This window comes from Streptomyces sp. TLI_053, from assembly GCF_900105395.1.
In the GTDB taxonomy this organism is placed as follows: Bacteria; Actinomycetota; Actinomycetes; order Streptomycetales; family Streptomycetaceae; genus Kitasatospora.
The window spans coordinates 4397062-4415529 of sequence record NZ_LT629775.1 but is presented as its reverse complement, the minus strand read 5'-3'; the positions used below and the strand labels follow the sequence as shown (position 1 = coordinate 4415529).

Below are 18468 nucleotides of genomic sequence, written 5' to 3'. Positions count from 1 at the left end.
ACGGACGGGCCCTCCGTCACGGACGGGCCTCCGTTACGGCCGGGACAGCAGGGGCGTCGCGCGCAGCACCTCGCGGATCGCGGCCCGGTCGCCGTGCTCGCCGACCGGCACCCGGTCCGGGTCGCGGTGCGCGGCGGCCAGCTGGCAGAACTCCAGCCCGTCCAGCACCATCGCGGCCACCGGCTCGCCGCCGGGCGGACCGGCGGACGGGCCGTCCAGCGGTATCAGCCACTCGCCGGCCGCCGGACCGTCGATCACCAGCCGGATCCGGCGGCCGGTCCTGCGCCCGGCTCCGGCACCGGTCCCGGTCCCTGAGCCGTCCGGCCGCGCGTCGGTGCCGCCGAGCGCCGCGCCGGCCGGTTCGGGGCGCGCCGCCCGCTGTCCGGCCAGGGCCAGCGGCAGCATCCGCACCGCCAGGTCGATCATCTGCCGCAGGTGCTGCGGGGCGGGCGGGTCGTACGGGTAGGCGACCGCCCGGGCGATGTCCTCGCCGTGCACGTAGCACTCGAAGGCCCGGTCGACGAAGGCGTCCCGCAACGGGACGGTCGCGAAGCCGAAGTCCACCGGGGTGTTGCCCTGCGGGGCGAGCGCGGCCGAGCGGACCAGTTCGTGGCAGTGCCGGCGCCACCGGGCGCGGATCCGCTGGGGCGGCTGGCCGGCCTGCTCGGCGGTGAGCCGGGCGGTGCGTTCGGCGATCCGGGCCCAGGGCGGGCCCGCCTGCGGCGGCACCCGGGGCACCGCGCCGGTGACGGCCTCCTGCGGCGGGACCCGGCGCGCGGTGGCCTGCCCGCCGTCGGCGACCGGGCCGCCCGGCACCGGGTCGGGCAGGCCGAGGGCGACGGCCAGATAGCCGTCCACGGCGGCCAGATGGCACAGGACCTCGGCCGGGCGCAGGTACTCGGTGCCGCCGTGCCAGGGGAGTTCGGCCACCTCCTGCCACTCCTCGGGGCCGAGGTCGCGCAGCAGGGCGTCGAGCTTGGCGGTCTCGGCGGTGTACGGCATGCCCCAGGCGGGAACCGGGAGTTCGGCGGGGCGGCGGGTCAGGCACCAGTCGAGCACCTGCTGACGCAGGGCGCCGGGCTGGTCCAGCGGCTCCTCGACGGAGAGCCAGCCGGCCGCCTCGCGGAGCCGTCCGGCCTCCTCCGCGCACTGCGGGCAGCCGGTCAGGTGGAGTTCGAGCTCGGCGGCCTCGGCGGCGGGGACGGCTCCGAGGGCCCAGGCGCCGAGCAGTGAGCGCAGCGCCTCGTGCCGCTCGTCGGTGGTCGTCACGTCCCTCCGCCCTCCGTCCGTCGCCCGGCCTCCCCGGCCCCCGATCCGTCCGCGCTCCCGGCGCCCGGGGCCGGGAGCCCGTCGCGCGGACCGCCGGCCGGCGGCGCGGCGGACCGGTGCCGCGCGTGCTCCTGCTCCAGTTCGGTGGCCAGCAATGCCAGCCCCAGTCGCATCCGCTGTTTGGCGGCCTGTTCGCTGATTCCGAGCCGACGGGCCGTCTCCTGGTAGGTGCGGCCGTCGTAGTAGGACTCCGTGATCGTCTCACGCAGCGGTTCCGGCAGGGCGGAGACCACGTACTGGACCCGGGCGGCCGTGGCCACCGTACGGATCTCGTCCTCCTCGGCGGGCCCGGCGTAACCCGCCGCCTCGGCGCGGCGGGCGCGCAGCCGGTCCACCGCGCGACGGTGGGTCAGCGCGCCGAGCCAGGAGCGGAGCGAGCCGCGGGACGGGTCGAAGGTCTCGGGGTGTTCCCAGACGTGGGCGAAGATCTCCCGGGTGAGTTGGGCCGCGGCGGTCTGGTCGGCCAGTATCCGGCCCGCCAATCCGTGCACCATCGGCGCGAGTTGGTCGTACAGCTCGCCGAGGGCGGTCTCCTCGCCCCGGGCCAGGCGCCGTTGCAGCTGCTCGTCCCGGCGCGGGGCGTCGTCGGTGGTGGCCACCGGTCACCACCCCTCCTGCCGGACCGACCGCTGACGCGTCCACGGTATCCCGGGCCGTTCGGGCGGCGGAGCGATTCGGGGAAGAACGGAGTCCGGTGCTTCGGATGGTCCGATCGTGGGATCTGCCGTCGATCCCGCTGTTGCGCTGTTCGAAGGTGGTTGGACATATGTCGCACGGGTGGTTCGCGAGTGGCGGGCGCGGCACGAGGGGCGGACGGCGGTAGGTTCGCCTCTGCGTCCGGGGCCGGTCGGAGCGGCCGGGCGATCGCCGGTCCGAGGCTCGCCAGAGTGAGCGGGACAGTATGCCCTGCGCCGTCCCCCGATCGCTGGAATATGCCCGAAGCGCTTGCTGCGGTCCGCCGGCCGACTCATCCTGAGGCGTATTCGCGTCGTGGTCGACGAGCGACGGACGAGCCGGTGCGGGCGCACCGCACCGGGTGTGACGTGCGGTGGCCCGGCGGACAGCGGCCCGGAGGACGGCGGCCCGGTGCGTACCCGGGCCGGCCGGGCGACCAGGGCCCGGTCGAGACGGTGCCGAACTGCGAGTGCGGGTGGTGGAGCGGTGCAGGTTCTTCAGGTACAGCTGGCGGTGCAGGCGGACCCCGCCGAGGTCGGCCGGGCCCGCCGGTGGGTCCGCTCGCGGCTGCTCAACCACGGGGTGGACCCGGACGCGCCGATCGCCGAGACGGTGGTGCTGGTGGTCTCCGAGCTGGTCACCAACGCCGTGGTGCACACCGGCTGTCCGGCCGTGCTGCGGCTCTGCTTCCCGCTGGGCGACTTCCCGGGCGTGCCGCCGGACGGCTCCGCGTCGGACCCGTCGGCGTTCACCTCGGCGGCGGCCGGCCCGTCGGGGGCCGGTGCGAGCGGCTCCCCGTCCTCGGGCGCGCTCCCGGCCGCGGGTGGTGAGGTGCGCGAGGCGGCGACGGTCGGCCCGCTGCGGGTCGAGGTCGCCGACGCCAGCCAGGTCGCCCCCGCGCCCCGGCACGCGGGCGCGGACGTCGACGCCACCAACGGGCGCGGGCTGGAGCTGGTCGAACTGCTCTGCGACCGGTGGGGCTGGTACCCGGACGGCTCGGGCAAGCGGGTCTGGTGCGAGATCAGCCCCGACGCCCGGCCGGTGGACCCGCTGAGCACCGTCGACTGGGCGGCGCTCGCGCAGTAGGGGCGGGCCTCGGACGGGCCTCGGACCCGCTTCGAACCGGGTTCCGGACCGGCCGCGGGCAGTTCCGGGCGGCTCCGGGCGGGGCGTCGGCGGGTGTGGTGATCACCGGGCCGAAAGCTGACGCAACCATTCCGAATTTCCGACAACCCATTGACGTGACGTATCCGACTGATCACGCTTGGGTGCAGCTCTCCGTCGCGAGGGGACGCCGAGGGACACCGAACGCCGCCGCGGTGCTGCTGTCCAGGGGGATCACGTCAGCAGGGGGGCCGCAGGCAGGGCCGATCGGATGACCGTTCCTCGGCGAGTGCGGAGGGCGTCGCACGGGTTCAGGGCCCGTGCACCGGGGTTGGATGGCGGTCGGCCGTGCCGTGCTCGGGGTGCGTGCGGCCCGCCGCCATCCGATCCGCCCGCCGCGGGCGGGCCTTTTCGGCCACCGGCCCCGTTCACCGGGCGCCCGGACCTCCGTCGGCCGGTTCCCGCTCCCCGGTTGGCCCGATTCCGACGAAAGCTGGCAGCCCCGCCCCTCGTCGTGCCGAGGCCCCTTCGGGAGACTCGGCCGCGTGAACGAAGCGAACGCCCCCACCGGCACGGCGGCTCCGGCCGGAACCGCCGACCCTGTCGGATCTGCCGACCCTGCCGCAGCTGCCGCCCCTGCCGACCGTTCCGGACTTGCCGATCCCGCCGGGCCGGCCCGCGCCCCCCGGGTCCACTACGCCTGGGTGGTGGCCGGGGTCGCCCTGCTGGTGCTGCTCGGCTCGGCCGGATTCCGCTCCACGCCCAGTCTGATGATGGACGCGCTGCACACCGAGTTCGGCTGGTCGATGGGCACGATATCCAGCGCCACTTCGGTGAACCTCACCCTCTACGGCCTCACGGCGCCGTTCGCCGCCGCGCTGATGGACCGGTTCGGCGTCCGGTTGGTGGTGGTCTGCGCGCTGCTGACCATCTCGGTCGGCTCCGGCCTCACCATGCTGATGCGCGAGCCCTGGCAACTGGTGCTGTGCTGGGGCGTACTGGTCGGTCTCGGCAGCGGCTCGATGGCCGGGGCGTTCGCGACCACCGTCACCGGCCGCTGGTTCCGGGCCCGGCAGGGCCTGGTGACCGGGGTGCTGACGGCCGCCGGGGCGGCGGGCAACCTGGTCTTCCTCCCGCTCGGCGCCTGGCTGGTCGAGCAGCACGGCTGGCGCTCGGCGGTCGTGGTGGTCTCGCTGGCGGCCAGCGCGGTGGCCGTCCCGGTGCTGCTGCTGATGCGCGAGCGGCCCGCCGACCTCGGCCTGTTCCCGTACGGCGCGACCGAGCCGCCGCCCGCCCCGGCGGTCGGGGGGCGTGCGCTGGCCCGTTCGCTGCGGGTGCTCAGGGACGCCGCCCGCACCCGGGCGTTCTGGCTGCTGGCCGCGTCCTTCGCGATCTGCGGAGCGACCACCGCCGGGCTGGTCGGCACCCACTTCATCCCGGCCGCCCACGACCACGGCCTGCCGGTCACCACCGCGGCGAGCCTGCTCGCACTGATCGGTGTCTTCGACGTGATCGGCACCGTCGCCAGCGGCTGGTTCACCGACCGCTTCGACGCCGGACGGCTGCTCGTCGTCTACTACGCGCTCCGCGGACTCTCGCTGCTCCTGCTGCCGCAGCTGTTCGCCGGCTCGCTGGAACCGCCGATCCTGGCGTTCGTGATCTTCTACGGCCTCGACTGGGTGGCCACCGTCCCGCCGACCGTCGCGCTCTGCCGGCAGTACTTCGGGGAGGACGCGCCGATCGTCTTCGGCTGGGTGCTGGCCTGCCACCAGATCGGTGCCGCGGTGGTGGCCGGTCTGGCCGGGGTCGCCCGGGACGCGCTCGGTGACTACGACCTCGCCTGGTACGTGGCGGGCGGGCTCTGCGCCGTCGCGGTGCTGCTCTGCCTGGCCCTGCGGACCCCCGGGCGGCGGACGGGGCGCGCGGTCCCGGTCCCTGGCTGAGCACCGGAGTGTCGTAAGGGGTGGCTAGGCTCCGGAGCCATGACGCTGAGTTTCACCCTGGACCCCGGATTCGGCCCCGAACTGCGCGCCGAGGTCACCGGCCTGTGGACGGCCGCCAGCAACGCCGGCGGGGCCGTCGGCTTCGTCCACCGGGTGACCGAGGAGGAGGTCGGGGCCGCCGGGGCGGCACTGTTCGCCGGGCTCGCCCCGGCCGGACCGCACCGGCTGCTGATCGCCCGGGAGACCGGGACCGGGCGGCTGGCCGGGCTGCTGTTCCTGGAGTCGATGCGGTTCGGGCCGATGGACCACTGGCGGCTGGTCACCAAGGTCATGGTCCACCCCGCGCTGCAGGGGCGCGGGTACGGTGCGGCGCTGCTGGCCGAGGCCGAGCGGATCGGCCGGGAATGGGGGCTGGCCGGGTTGAAGCTCCAGGTGCGGGGCGGCCTCGGCCTGGAGGCCTTCTACCTCCGCAGCGGCTATGTCGAGGTCGGCCGGGTGCCCGGTGCCATCCGGGTCGCCCCCGGTGACGACCGGGACGATGTCGTCATGTGGCGCGACCTGCGCTGATCATGCCCGCGCCGGGGCGGTCCGGGGCGGGACCCGTTCCCCGCCGGGCCCGTCGGGCATGCTTCACTGGGAGACCGGCCGGTCCCAGCGCAGTGAAGGATGTGTCCCCGGTGAGCAGCAAGGTGAGCAAGAAGTCGCACGCCACACTCCGCTACACCTCGATGCGGGTCTCCGTCTTCCTGGCCTGCCTGCTGGTCGCGCTGATCCTCGGCCACTTCCAGGTGATCCCGGTCTCCGGCGAGGCCGGGGTGATCTTCCTCTTCCTGCTGGCCGCCGTCGTCTCGGCGCCGCTCAGCTATGTGCTGCTCAGCCGGCAGCGTGACGAGATGTCGGTCGAGATCTCCGGCCGGGTGGACGGCATCCGCACCCGGACGGCCTCCCGGATCGCCGCGCAGAACGCGGAGGAGGACGCGGTGGACGACGCGCTGCGCGCCGCGACCACCAAGTCGCCCGCCGGCCCCGCCGCCTCGGCCCCGCAGAACTGACCCGCGCCACCGTGCCGGAGAAGGCCGCACCGGAGGACGCGGAGCCGGGGGACGGCGCGCCGGAGGACGCCGTACCCGGGGACGCCGTCGCCGAGGACGCGGAGCCGGGGGACGGCGTTCCGCCGGGCCGCCCCGAACCGGCCGCCGGGACCTGGCCGGCCCCGGTCCGCCGCCCGACCGGTCGGGACGTCGCCCGCCTGGCCGGGGTCTCGCAGGCCACCGTCTCGCTGGTGTTCTCGGGCTCCGAGGCGGGCCGCCGGGTCTCCGACGCGACCCGCGAGCGGGTCCGCGAGGCCGCCCGGGGCCTCGGCTACCGGCCGCAGGCCGCCGGACGCCAACTCCGGCTGGGCCGCAGCGGCATGATCCTGCTGGCCGTGCCGAACATCCTCGGCCCGTTCTTCGGCCGGGTGCTGGAGGGCGTCCACGAGGAGGCCGGCAAGCACGGTCTGGCCGTCGTGGTCAGTTCGGGCTGGGGGAGTGCCACCCTCGCCGAGGCCGCCACCACCAGCCGCTTCGACGGCCTGCTGATCTGCTCCCCGGACGACAGCCAGCTCGGCGAACTGCCCGCCGACACCCCCGTCGTCTTCCTGGACGCCGACCCCGACCCCGGTGGCGGTCTGGCCCGTCCGACGGTCGAACTGGACGTGGGCGGCGGGATGCGCGCCGCCGTCGCCCATCTCGCCGCCCTCGGCCACCGCCGGATCGCCAGGCTGCGGTCCACCCACGCCGCGTACACCTTCCGGGTCCGCCAGGCGGCCTTCGAGGAGACGGTGCTGGAGCTGGGTCTGGACGCGGTCGAACTCGGGGTCAGCCTGAACGAGGGCCAGGCCGCCGCACGCGAGGTCGCCCACCGGCTGCTGGACCTGCCGGACCGGCCGCACGCGGTGATCTGCGACGACGACGTGGTCGCCGCCGGCGTCTACCAGGCCGCCGCCGAGCGGGGTCTGCGGGTGCCCGCCGACCTCTCCGTGGTCGGGATCGACAACGTCCCGGTGGCCGCGCTGCTCACTCCGCCGCTCACCACGGTCGACCTGCCCGGTGAGGAGCTGGGCCGGGCCGGGGTGGCGGCGCTCGCCGGACTGCTCCGGGGCGAGGCGGTCGCACCCGTGCCGCCGCTCGCCACCTCGCTGGTGCTGCGCTCCTCCACCGCCCCGGTGTCCCCGGAGCACTGACAGGTCTTCCCGGAGCACCGACGGGTCTCCCTCGAGTACCGACACCGACACCGACACCTACCGACACCGACACCGGCGGCCGCCGGGCTCCCGGCCCGTGGTCGCCGCTTCCCGGGCTCGTGCCGGACGGGCGCACGGGCGCACGGGCGGGGCGGACGGGCGCGCGGTTCCGGCGCGGTCCGGGGCGGGGACGACGAAGTGGCTGCGCCCGTCAGCCAGACCACCGGCCCGACGGGCGCAGCCACGTCCATGGGGATGCGGCGGGCGTCAGCCCACCGGCACCGGCTCGGCGGCGGGCAGCGGGTGCGCCCCGGCCGAGGTCCCGCCGACCGGGTGGAACCAGCGGCGGGCGCCGAACAGCAGCAGCCCGCCCAGACCGATCCCGCCGGCCGCGCAGAGCGCCACCGAACGCAGCGATCCCTCCGCGAGGTGGCCGGAGACCGCGTAGCCCAGCGAGTTCCCGGTCGCGAAGAGCGTGACCAGCCAGGCGAAGGCCTCCGTCACGGTGCCCTGCGGGGCCAGTTCGGCGACCAGCACGAAGGCCGCCGCCAGCAGCGGAGCCAGCGCGATCCCGGAGACGAATGCGAGAGCGGCCATCGCGGCCGGTCCCGGGACCAGCACCAGCGGCAGGTAGCTGACGGCCATGCCGAGCGCCATCAGCCAGGTCCGGGTGGCCGTCGAGCTGCGCCACCGCACCGCGCCGTAGGCGAGCGCGCCGAGCAGACCGCCGAGCGCCGCGAGGGCCAGCAGGCTCCCGGCGCCACCGGGCAGGCCCTTCCCGTGCTGGGCCTCGGCGTAGGCGATGAACAGCACGTTCTGCGCGCCGACCGCCCAGCCGGCACCGGCCAGGCCGATCAGCAGCAGGACCAGGCCGGGGGAGCGGAGCGGCCCGAGCAGGCCGGCCGAGTGCGCGCGCGGCGGCGCCTGCCAGGCGCGGGCCGGTGCGGTGGTGGCGACCACCAGTGCCCCGACCAGGCCGAGTCCGGCCGCCACCCAGAGCGCCGTGACCGGGCCCGCCGTGCCCGCGATGCCGGCCACCGCGAGCGGCCCGGCGACGTAGAGGATCTGCTGCGAGGCGGAGTCGAAGGCGTAGGCGGTGTCGAGCTGCTTCTCCTCGACGACGTCCGGCCAGAGCGAGCGCAGGCAGGGTTCGAGCGGGGGCATCGCCAGTCCGGCGACCGCCGCGCCGACGGTGGCGGCGAGCGCGGACGCCGGGGCCAGCGCCAGCAGGGCGTACCCGCCACCGGCGATCACCGCCGAGACGAGCAGGACCCGCGGCTGGCCGGTGCGGTCCACGATCCGGCCGAGCACCGGCCCGCCGATGGCCGCCGCGATCGCGTACGCGGCGGTGGCCAGCCCGATCCGGCTGTACGGCGCGCCGGCGTCGCGCAGCGCGAGGGCGATCACCAGGGCGGTCATGCCGGCCGGGAGGCGGCCGAGCAGGGTGCCGAAGAGCAGTCGGCCGACGTGCGGGGCGCGGAGCAGGGCGAGGTAGCCCATGGGCGGGATTCTCCGGTCTGGGCAGGGGGCGGGCGGGGGTGCTCACCAAGTTATACGTATAACTGCTGGGCGGTCAATCGGGTCCGCCCGGAGCGTCCGCCGGGGGCCGTCGAGGCCCGTGGGTGTCGCGCCGGGATCCTTCGCACCCGGAACTCAAACAACTACTTTGAACATCTCAAACCTTTACTGCTAACGTGTCGCCCATGACCACCTCAGACGCACGTTCGGCGCACGGCCTGGGCTCGCAGCCCGGTGCCGCCCGCGGGCGTCTGTCCGGTGCTGTGGACAGCCCGCGCCGTTGTCGCGCCATGAGCTGTATTCAGGCGGCACGCCCCTGATCGGGGCCGGTTCCCTTCCCGTCCGGCTCCCGCCCCGTGCCGCCTTTCCCGCCCCCCGACACACCGTCAGTCACGCCTCCCCCGGAGCCGCACCGTCATGTCCACAGCGCCCGAGGCGACCTCGTCGCCGTCCGTGCTCGCCAGTCTGCGTAATTCCAAGCTGGGCAAGACGCCCTTCTGGGCCCAGATCGTCGCCGGCCTCGTGCTCGGCGTCGCCCTCGGTTACCTGGCCCGCGCGGCCGACATCTCCTGGCTGGCCACCACCCTGGAGACCATCGGCCGGATCTTCGTCCAACTGCTGAAGCTCGCCGTCCCGCCGCTGGTCTTCACCGCGATCCTGGTCAGCGTCGCCAACCTGCGGAACGTCACCAACGCCGCCCGGCTGGCCGTCCGCACCCTGCTCTGGTTCGCGATCACCTCGCTGATCGCGGTGGCCATCGGCCTCGGCCTCGGCCTGCTCACCAGCCCGGGCGAGGGCACCGACCTCAAGACCGAGGGCCTCAAGGCGCCGAAGTCCACCGGCAGCTGGATCGACTTCCTCACCGGGATCTTCCCGACCAACATCGTCACCGCCTTCACCGAGGTCGAGGTCCTGCAGATCGTCTTCCTGGCGATCGTCGCCGGCGCCGCGATCATCAAGCTCGGCGCCAAGGCCGAGCCGGTGCTCAAGCTCAGCGAGTCGGTGCTCGAGCTGATCCAGACCGCCCTCTGGTGGGTCATCCGGCTCTCGCCGATCGGCACCCTCGGTCTGATCGGCAAGTCCGTCGCCAAGTACGGCTGGGACCTGCTGGAGCCGTTCGCGACCCTGACCGTCGACGTCTACGTCGGTTGCGCGCTGGTGCTGTTCGGCGTGTACTCGCTGCTGCTGAAGTTCGCCGCCGGCCTCAACCCGGTCAACTTCTTCAAGGGCGCCTGGCCCGCCATCCAGCTGGCCTTCGTCTCCCGCTCCTCGGTCGGCACCCTGCCGGTCACCCGCCGGGTCACCGAGCGGCTCGGCGTCCCGGGCGAGTACGCCTCCTTCGCCGTCCCGTTCGGTGCCACCACCAAGATGGACGGCTGCGCCGCGATCTACCCCTCGCTGGCCGCGATCTTCGTCGCCCAGGTGTACGGCATCGACCTCGGCATCAAGGACTACCTGCTGATCGCCTTCGTCTCGGTGATCGGCTCGGCCGCCACCGCCGGTCTGACCGGTGCGATCGTGATGCTGACGCTGACCCTCTCCACCCTGGGCCTGCCGCTGGAGGGCGTCGGTCTGCTGCTGGCCATCGACCCGATCCTCGACATGATCCGCACCGCGACCAACGTCGCGGGCCAGGCCCTGGTGCCGGTCGTGGTCGCGGCCCGCGAGAAGACGCTCGACCTGGTCGCGTACAACAACCCGGCCGGTGACCTCTACGACGACGCCCCGGCCAAGGCCGCCGTTCCGGCCCAGGCCGGTGGCCAGGCTCCCGCGACGGTCTGACGTCCGCCCGCACGACGCGGCCCCCTCTCCCGTTCCACCGGGGAGAGGGGGCCGTTCGTCGTGCGCGCCCCGGGCGGCCTGCGGGGCTGCGGGCCTTCGGGGCCGCGGCGCGGCGTCCCGGGCCGGGCCGGGAAAAGGCAGGGGGCCCGCCGAAAGGCGGGCCCCCTTGGGTACTGCTGCTCTTGTGCTCACCGGGACGGCCTCGCGGCCGCCGGCGGACCCGACGGGTCCCGAGCGATCAGATCCTCATCGAGGATGATTCAGACAAGGGTGACGTTCTCCGCCTGCGGGCCCTTCGGACCCTGGGTGACGTCGAAGCTGACCGCCTGGTTCTCCTCCAGCGAGCGGAAACCGCTCGCGTTGATGGCGGAGTAGTGGACGAAGACGTCGGGGCCGCCGCCATCCTGGGCGATGAAGCCGAAGCCCTTCTCAGCGTTGAACCACTTGACGGTTCCCTGAGCCATGCCGTTCTCCTTGCGAGGGACGTGTCGGGGGCCACACCGTGTGGCGCCCGGTCCGCTGCGCTGATCGCCCTGCCTCCGGACGGGTCCGGAGTTTTCGATATTGCTGAAAAACTACAAAAAGCCTGCGGTTACATGCTCCGCAGGCTTCAAGTACTGCAAGGGGAATCAAACTGCAACTGAGGGCAACGCTAGCATGCGGCTGCTGTGACGACCAGGGGTGACTTGCGTGCTGGACACCGCGTGTCGTAAGGCGGTTGCGGTGATCGGCGCGGTGCGTCGCGGAAGGGTGGTGCGGGGCTTCCCGACCAGCAGGCATACCCTGCGGGGAGGCGCACGAACAGCAAGGGAGCGGCGCGGTGGCAGTACCGGACGAGGAAACACGGGAGGCCCGGGAGAACACCCCGGTCCGGCCCCGCGTGGGGCATATTCAGTTCCTGAACTGCGTGCCCCTCTACTGGGGGCTGGCCAGGACCGGCAATCTGCTCGACCTGGACCTCACCAAGGACACCCCGGAGAAGCTCAGCGACCAGCTGGTCGCGGGGGCGCTGGACATCGGTCCGATCACCTGCGTGGAGTACCTGCGCCACGCGGACGAACTGCTCGTGCTCCCCGACATCGCGGTGGGCAGCGACGGCCCGGTGATGTCCTGCGTGATCGTCAGCAAGGTGCCGCTCGCCGAGCTGGACGGCCGGAAGGTCGCCCTCGGCTCCACCAGCCGGACCTCCGTCCGGCTCGCCCGCCTGCTGCTGGAGGAGCGGGAGGGCGTGCGGCCGGAGTACTACAGCTGCCCGCCGGACCTCGAGGCGATGCTCGCCGAGGCCGACGCCGCCGTGCTGATCGGTGACCCGGCGCTGCGCGCCTACCTGGGTCAGGCCGCCGACCGCGGCCTGACCGTGCACGACCTGGGCGAGATGTGGAAGGAGTGGACCGGGCTGCCGTTCGTCTTCGCCGTCTGGGCCGCCCGCCGCGACTTCGCCGAGCGCCGGCCCGAACTGACCGCGGCCGTCCACCGGGCCTTCCTGGAGTCCCGGGACCTCTCGCTGGTCGAGGCCCGCGAGGTGGCGACGCACGCGGCCCGCTGGGAGGCCTTCGACGCGGACGTGCTGGAGCGGTACTTCAGCGAGGCCCTGGACTTCTCGCTCGGCGAGCGGCAGTTGGCCGGGGTGGCCGAGTTCGCCCGGCGGGTCGCGCACGACAGCGGCTTCGCACCCGATGTGGCCGTCCGGCTGCTGGAGCCGGTGCCGCTGGAGCCGCTTCCGCCGCTGGATCCGGCGCTGCTGGAGCCCGCGCCGCTGGTGGTCTGAGCCCGTTCCGGTCGCCCCTCCGCTTCCCCCCGGCGTCCTCCCGGCTTCCCCGCTCGCCTTCTGCCGGGACGGCGTTCCGCTCCGGGAGGAAGCGGGTTGCGGCGCGGCGTCCGCCCGCCGCCCGATAGCGTCTGCACGCGAGCGGGCCCCGGCGGCGGGCCGGGCGGGTGACGGGAGCGTGCGGGGGATGCAGGCACTGGGATCGGACGACCCGCGCCAGGTGGGCGCGTACCGGTTGCTGCGACGGCTCGGCGCGGGCGGTATGGGCCGGGTCTACCTCGGCCGGACGGCGGGCGGACGCACCGTGGCGGTCAAGGTGGTCCGCGGCGAGCTCGCCGAGGACGCCGAGTTCCGCGCCCGGTTCCGGCAGGAGGTGGCCGCCGCCCGCCGGGTCGGCGGGACGTGGACGGCTCCCGTCCTGGACGCCGACACCGAGGGCGCCCACCCCTGGGTGGCCACCGGCTACGTGGCCGGCCCCGCGCTGGGCGGCGCCGTCCGGGAGTACGGGCCGCTGACCGACCCCGCCGTCCGGACCCTGGGCGCCGTCCTGGCCCAGGCGCTGGAGCACGTGCACGGGCTCGGCCTGGTGCACCGGGACGTCAAGCCGTCCAATGTGCTGCTCACCCTGGACGGCCCGCGGCTGATCGACTTCGGCATCGCCCGCGCCCTCGACGCGGCCACCGGGCTCACCCAGTCGGGATTCGTGGTCGGATCACCCGGCTTCATGTCCCCGGAGCAGGCGAACGGCCGCCCGGTCGGGCCGCCCGGCGACGTCTTCTCGCTCGGCGCGGTGCTCGCGTACGCGGCCACCGGGGTGCACCCGTTCGGCGAGGGGGTGAGCGCGGCCGTCCTGCTCTACCGCGTGGTGCACGAGGAGCCGGACCTGACCGGGCTGGCCCCCGGTCCGCTGCGCTCGATCGTGCTCGACTGCCTGGCCAAGGACCCGGCGGTCCGGCCGACGCCGCGGCGGCTGCGGGAACTGCTGGACCCCGACGGCTCGGCGGTCGGCCGGCTGGGGCAGGGCGGCGGCTGGCTCCCGCCGGCGTTGGCGGCCGCGGTCGGGCGCAGTGCGGTGCAGCTGCTGGACCTGGAGGGGGAGGAGGACGGCTCCGTCGGCGGGGCCGGGGCGGGAGCGGGGGCTGCCGCCGGGGGCTGGGGCGTGGCGGAACGGACGCCGACCTCGGTGACGGGTGGCGGCGGGGCGCCGGTCGGGACGTCGGGCGGGGCGTCCGGCGGGGCGTCGGGCGGGGCGTCGGGCGGGGCGTCCGGCGTGACGTCCGGCGGGGTGTCGGGATCTGGCGAGGCAGCGGGGTCTGTCGGGGCTTCCGGGGCTGCGGGGCCGCGGGTACTGCCGTCGGTGCCGCCGGTGCCGCCTCGACCCGGGGCCGAGGACGGCGCGCGGCGGCGAGGGCGGGGCGTGGCGGTGCTGGTGGCCGCCGCGGTGCTGGTGGTGCTCGCGGGCGGGGGGTACGGGGCGTACCGGGCATGGGGACCGCAGGAGCCGGGCCCGACGGCACCGACGACAGCGACGGCGGCGGCGTCAGGCGGGAGCACGACGGGGGCGCAGACCGCGACGCCGGGTGCGACACCGTCCGGGGGAGGCGCCACGAGTGCGGCCACGGGCGGGGCCACCCAGGCGCCGCCCTCGCCAGCGACGGCGGCGCCGTCGGGGCCGAACGTCGTGCCCGAGGCGTTCCTCGGTACCTGGCGCGGGGACATGACCACCCAGAAGGGGGTGCCCGCCGGTACCACCACCCTGGTCATCGGCCGGGCCGCGATCGGGCAGGAGGCCACCACCAGCCGCAACGAGCTGACCGGCCTGCTCTCGATCACCTGCGAGGGCGCCTGGACGCTCACCGCGGCCGAGCCGGAGAAGCTGGTCTTCACCTCCCGCCTCGTCCGCTCCTCGCTGCCCGGGGCGTGCACCGGCGGTTCCTACTCCGAGACGCTCACCCTGCAGAAGGACGGCACCGTCCGCTTCGGCTCCGCCGACTCCAGCGCCGGGAACCCGAGCGGGACGCTGCGGCGGACGGGCTGACGCAGGGCGTCGAGGGCCCTGGCGTAGGCTGATCCGGATGCGACCCGGTGCCGCGGCACGGAGTCGCCGCACGTCGTAGTACCCGGAGCGGTCGGCACCGCCGAACGGCCCGGAGCACGCGAACTACCGGTAGTACCGGATGTACCGGATGTACCCGAGAGAGAGAAGGCGGCAAGGTGTCCGAGCTCGCAGCGACCACCCTCGATGCGCCCAGCACCGACCTGCAGGCCGTCCTCGACCGGGCCGCCGGCGGTGGCCGGATCAGCCCGGAGGAGGCGCTGGAGCTCTACCGCTCGGCCCCTCTGCACGCGCTGGGCTCGGCGGCCGACACCGTGCGCCGCCGCCGCTACGCCGGTACCGAGCACATCGCGACGTACATCATCGAGCGCAACATCAACTACACCAACGTCTGCGTGACGGCGTGCAAGTTCTGCGCCTTCTACGTGCCGCCGAAGAGCGACAAGGGCTGGTCCCGCGACCTCGAGGAGATCCTGCGCCGCTGCGCGGAGACCGTCGAGCTGGGTGGCACCCAGATCATGTTCCAGGGCGGCCACCACCCGGACTACGGCGTCGAGTACTACGAGCGCGCCTTCTCGGCGATCAAGGCGGACTTCCCGCAGCTGGTGATCCACTCGCTGGGCGCCTCCGAGGTCGACCACATGGCCCGGATCTCCGGCGTCTCGATCGAGGAGGCCATCACCCGGATCCACCGGGCGGGCCTGGACTCCTTCGCCGGTGCCGGGGCCGAGCTGCTGCCCGAGCGCCCGCGCAAGGCGATCGCGCCGCTCAAGGAGTCGGGCGAGCGCTGGCTGGAGATCATGGAGGCCGCCCACAAGCTGGGTGTCGAGTCCACCTCCACCATGCTGATGGGCACCGGCGAGACCAACGCCGAGCGGATCGAGCACCTGCGGATGATCCGCGACGTGCAGGACCGCACCGGCGGCTTCCGCGCCTTCATCCCGTACACCTACCAGCCGCAGAACAACAAGCTCCAGGGGTCGACCCAGGCGACCGTCTTCGAGTACCTGCGGATGATCGCCATCGCCCGCCTGTTCCTCGACAACGTCGCCCACATCCAGGGGTCCTGGCTGACCACCGGCAAGGAGGCCGGCCAGCTGTCGCTGCACTACGGCGCGGACGACCTCGGCTCGGTCATGCTGGAGGAGAACGTGGTCTCGGCGGCCGGCGCCAAGCACCGCTCCAACCTCACCGAGCTGATCCACCTGATCCGGGCCGCCGACCGCGTCCCGGCCCAGCGCTCGACCACCTACCAGCACCTGCGGGTGCTGGACGACCCGGCCAACGACCCGGTCGACCCGCGGGTCGCCTCGCACATCGCCTCCACCGCGATCGAGGGCGGCACGGCCCACCCCGAGCTGAAGATCCTCGACAACCGCTGACCGCCGACTGCCACCGCTGACTGCTGCTGAGGCTCCCGCACCGCCGTGCTGACCCTGCACCGGGCCGCTCTCGTGCTGCCCGACCCGGCCGATCCCACCGCCCCGTCCCACGTCGACGGGGCGGTGCTGGTGCGCGACGGGCAGGTCGAGGCGGTCGGCCCGTACGCGGAACTGGCGGCGGCACTGCCGACGGCCCGGGTCCGTGACTGGGGCGACGCGCTGATCGCCCCCGGGCTTCGGCACCCGGACGGGCACCGGCTGCTGGAGCGGGCGTACCACCCGGACCCGCGTGAGGAGATCGGGGAGGCGCCGGTGCCGGACGGCCTGGCGGGGGAGGCGGACGAGGCGCGGTGCGGGGCGAGCGCGCGACGCGGGCTGCAGCGCATGCTCGGCTTCGGGGTGACGGCGGTGGCCGGGCCGTTCGAGCGTGCCTCGGTGCGGACGGCGGTGGCCCGTTCGGGGCTCGTCGTGCTGCCGGGGGCGGGTTCTGCGGGCGCGGTTGGGGCGGTGGGGGCGGCGGGCGCGGTGGGGGCGGCATGGTCGCTGGATCCGCTGGTGGGGCTGCCGTTCGCCGAGGCCGTGCACGGGCGGCTGACGGTGGGCGGGCGGGCGGACTTCGCGGTGTTCGCCGCGGGGGCGGACGGTCCGCGAGCCGGCGGGTGCCGCGCGGCGGTGCTCGGCGGGCGGCTGGTGTTCCGGCGGCGCTGAGCGCTGCCGACGTTCCGTCCACGTCCGCCGCACGTCCTCTTCGCGACTCCTCCGCGGCCTCTGCGCGGCTCCTCCGCGTCCTTGCTCCCGCCCCGGTCCACGGCCGGGCGCTCTCGTGGTGCGGGCCGGCTACTCGTCGGTAGGCGTTCGATTTACTTCGGTCGGACCGTACTCCCGTGCGGCACAGGGGACTTGCTTCGTATGCCGCCGAACTTGCGCTCCGTCCTGGTGGCCTGATTCCCCCTTCGCCGTGACCTGAGGGCCTGCCAGCGGATAGCATCCGGCTCAGCTCAGTCCGTACCCTCACCACACTTCGCCCGTTCCCCGCGGGCGGCGGGGCCCCGTCCCAGGCCCCGAACGCACGCCAGGACAGGAACCATGCGATCCGCGACCGTCCCCCCGCAGCGATCCCCGCGGTTGGGCCGTGGCTGGTACATCACCGCCGTGCTCAGCGCCGTGCTGGCCCTCGGGATGTGCCTGCTGGGGTGGCGTCAGGCCGAGCAGGCCGACCGGATCGGAGCCCACCCGGTGCGGGTCGAGGGTCTGGTGACCCAGCTTCCGGGCGGCGGTGGCTCCTACAGCACCGTCAGCTACCAGGCCGCGGGCCAGCACCACACCGCCACCGCGCTGCCGCTGGCCGACGGCGCCAAGGTCGGTGACGGGGTCTGCCTGGAACACGCGGCCGACGACCCGGGCGCGGTGCGGATCTGCGGCGACACCTATCCGCAGCCGGTCGGCGTCGGCCTGGCCCGGTTCAGCGTGCCGGTGGCCGTGCTGCTGTTCGTCGTCTGCATGCTGCGGATCCGTCGGCACCGGCGGGCAGTGGCCGTGCGGAGCGGGCAGAACCGGTTCGCCACCACGGTCGCCCTGGCGACCGGTGCGCTGGCCGACGGGATGCCCGCGATAACCCAGGGCAAGCGCTCGCGCCGTCGGCGCCGCTCGGGCGGACGGCGCGCTCTGCACTGAGGGTGTGCGGGCCGGCCGGTTCCGGAGGAGCCGGCTTGCGGAGGGGGGTCGGGTTCCCGGGCAGGTCGGGTTCCGGTGCGTGTCGGGTTCCGGAGGGGGAGTCCGGTGCGGGCGCGGTCGGGATTCCGGGGGCGTGAGGGCGGATCCTGCGCGCCCTCCGAGCGCTTCGAGAGCGGGGCCACGGCGGGCCGATGGCGATCCCGGACCGTCCGTAAGGCGCCCCCTTGCCCGGATCGCCGGAGCCAGGGTGAACAATGGGGTGCGTGACCCGAGCCTCCCTGGACAAGCAGCCGCACGAAGTCGCCGCGATGTTCGACGACGTCGCGGCCAAGTACGACCGCACCAACGACGTGCTCTCGCTCGGCCAGGCCCGCGCCTGGCGCCGCGCGGTGGCCGAGGCGGTGGACGCCGGGCCGGGGGACGTCGTGCTCGACCTCGGGGCCGGCACCGGCACCTCCTCGCTCCCCTTCGCGGAGGCCGGGGCCAAGGTCGTCCCGTGCGACTTCTCGGTCGGCATGCTCGCCGAAGGCAAGCGCCGCCACCCCGAGCTGGCGCTGACGGCCGGGGACGCCACCCGGCTGCCGTTCGCCGACGACACCTTCGACTCGGTGACGATCTCGTTCGCGCTGCGCAACGTCCACGACACCGGGGCCGCGCTCAGCGAGATGCACCGGGTCACCAAGCCCGGCGGCAAGCTGGTCATCTGCGAGTTCTCCACGCCGACCTGGACGCCGTTCCGGACCGTCTACACCGAGTACCTGATGCGCGCGCTGCCCCCGGTCGCCACCGCGGTGAGCAGCAACCCGGACGCCTACGTCTACCTCGCCGAGTCGATCCGGGAGTGGCCCGACCAGCCCGCGCTGGCCGCCCGGCTCCAGGAGGCCGGCTGGTCCAAGGTGGCCTGGCGCAACCTGACCGGCGGGATCGTCGCTCTGCACCGGGCCCACAAGGTCTGATCGGTCGCCGGTCGCTGCTCCCCGGTTTCCGGTCGGCCGGGCCCGCCGGCACCGCCG

At 74.5% G+C, this 18468-nt stretch carries 16 protein-coding genes; 12 read left to right on the top strand and 4 right to left on the bottom strand.

All coding sequences use genetic code 11. The features are described 5' to 3' along the window. Positions 1-33: 33 nt before the first annotated feature. Together BLU95_RS17650 and BLU95_RS17645 are read right to left on the bottom strand one after the other, a co-directional pair. On the bottom strand, positions 34-1269 hold the full coding sequence (locus tag BLU95_RS17650) for a zf-HC2 domain-containing protein (protein WP_093860869.1): 1236 nt from the start codon (positions 1267-1269) through the stop codon (positions 34-36). Continuing rightward, positions 1266-1928 carry an RNA polymerase sigma factor gene (locus BLU95_RS17645; protein ID WP_093860868.1) on the bottom strand — a complete coding sequence of 221 codons (663 nt, stop codon included), beginning with the start codon at positions 1926-1928 and terminating at the stop codon, positions 1266-1268. Before BLU95_RS17645 ends, BLU95_RS17650 begins: the two co-directional genes overlap by 4 nt. A gap of 562 nt (positions 1929-2490) precedes the next feature. On the opposite strand from BLU95_RS17645, the gene BLU95_RS41530 reads away from it, so the two are divergent. From BLU95_RS41530 to BLU95_RS17620, 5 genes are all read left to right on the top strand, one after another. Further along, a complete protein-coding gene (locus tag BLU95_RS41530) occupies positions 2491-3090 on the top strand; it encodes an ATP-binding protein (RefSeq protein ID WP_107452573.1) in 600 nt (199 codons plus the stop codon). Between the two features lie 563 nt (positions 3091-3653). Next, positions 3654-5051, top strand: coding sequence for an MFS transporter (locus BLU95_RS17635; RefSeq protein WP_502689851.1), 1398 nt, complete (start codon positions 3654-3656; stop codon positions 5049-5051). 39 nt (positions 5052-5090) lie between these two features. Continuing rightward, positions 5091-5618 carry a GNAT family N-acetyltransferase gene (locus tag BLU95_RS17630; RefSeq protein WP_093860867.1) on the top strand — a complete coding sequence of 176 codons (528 nt, stop codon included), beginning with the start codon at positions 5091-5093 and terminating at the stop codon, positions 5616-5618. A 110-nt stretch (positions 5619-5728) separates the two neighbouring features. Further along, the gene (locus tag BLU95_RS17625; protein WP_231978613.1) at positions 5729-6103 is read left to right on the top strand and encodes a DUF4229 domain-containing protein; all 375 of its coding nucleotides are present in this window, start codon (positions 5729-5731) and stop codon (positions 6101-6103) included. Between the two features lie 11 nt (positions 6104-6114). Beyond that, positions 6115-7275: a LacI family DNA-binding transcriptional regulator gene (locus BLU95_RS17620; protein ID WP_093860865.1), complete on the top strand. Its 1161-nt coding sequence runs from the start codon at positions 6115-6117 to the stop codon at positions 7273-7275. A gap of 267 nt (positions 7276-7542) precedes the next feature. On the opposite strand, the gene BLU95_RS17615 is transcribed toward BLU95_RS17620, so the two are convergent. Then, positions 7543-8775 (bottom strand): MFS transporter, encoded by a 1233-nt coding sequence (locus BLU95_RS17615; RefSeq protein WP_093860864.1) that lies wholly within the window; start codon positions 8773-8775, stop codon positions 7543-7545. A gap of 435 nt (positions 8776-9210) precedes the next feature. On the opposite strand from BLU95_RS17615, the gene BLU95_RS17610 reads away from it, so the two are divergent. After that, the gene (locus tag BLU95_RS17610) at positions 9211-10575 is read left to right on the top strand and encodes a dicarboxylate/amino acid:cation symporter (RefSeq protein ID WP_093860863.1); all 1365 of its coding nucleotides are present in this window, start codon (positions 9211-9213) and stop codon (positions 10573-10575) included. A 260-nt stretch (positions 10576-10835) separates the two neighbouring features. On the opposite strand, the gene BLU95_RS17605 is transcribed toward BLU95_RS17610, so the two are convergent. After that, positions 10836-11039 (bottom strand): cold-shock protein, encoded by a 204-nt coding sequence (locus BLU95_RS17605; RefSeq protein WP_030393541.1) that lies wholly within the window; start codon positions 11037-11039, stop codon positions 10836-10838. Positions 11040-11395: 356 nt separating this feature from the next. On the opposite strand from BLU95_RS17605, the gene BLU95_RS17600 reads away from it, so the two are divergent. The 6 genes from BLU95_RS17600 to BLU95_RS17575 all read left to right on the top strand — a co-directional run bounded on the left by BLU95_RS17600 (position 11396) and on the right by BLU95_RS17575 (position 18411). Further along, positions 11396-12343, top strand: a complete 948-nt coding sequence (locus BLU95_RS17600; protein ID WP_093860862.1) for a menaquinone biosynthetic enzyme MqnA/MqnD family protein — start codon at positions 11396-11398, stop codon at positions 12341-12343. A gap of 187 nt (positions 12344-12530) precedes the next feature. Then, positions 12531-14381 carry a serine/threonine-protein kinase gene (locus tag BLU95_RS17595; RefSeq protein ID WP_093860861.1) on the top strand — a complete coding sequence of 617 codons (1851 nt, stop codon included), beginning with the start codon at positions 12531-12533 and terminating at the stop codon, positions 14379-14381. A gap of 176 nt (positions 14382-14557) precedes the next feature. Continuing rightward, positions 14558-15781, top strand: coding sequence for a cyclic dehypoxanthinyl futalosine synthase (gene mqnC / locus BLU95_RS17590; RefSeq protein ID WP_093860860.1), 1224 nt, complete (start codon positions 14558-14560; stop codon positions 15779-15781). 45 nt (positions 15782-15826) lie between these two features. Then, the gene (locus BLU95_RS17585) at positions 15827-16489 is read left to right on the top strand and encodes an amidohydrolase family protein (RefSeq protein ID WP_093860859.1); all 663 of its coding nucleotides are present in this window, start codon (positions 15827-15829) and stop codon (positions 16487-16489) included. A gap of 378 nt (positions 16490-16867) precedes the next feature. Continuing rightward, complete coding sequence (locus BLU95_RS17580) at positions 16868-17455, top strand: hypothetical protein (RefSeq protein WP_159424914.1); 588 nt, start codon at positions 16868-16870, stop codon at positions 17453-17455. A 263-nt stretch (positions 17456-17718) separates the two neighbouring features. Then, entirely contained in the window at positions 17719-18411 is a 693-nt protein-coding gene (locus BLU95_RS17575) for a demethylmenaquinone methyltransferase (RefSeq protein ID WP_093860857.1), read from the top strand. Positions 18412-18468 lie beyond the last annotated feature (57 nt).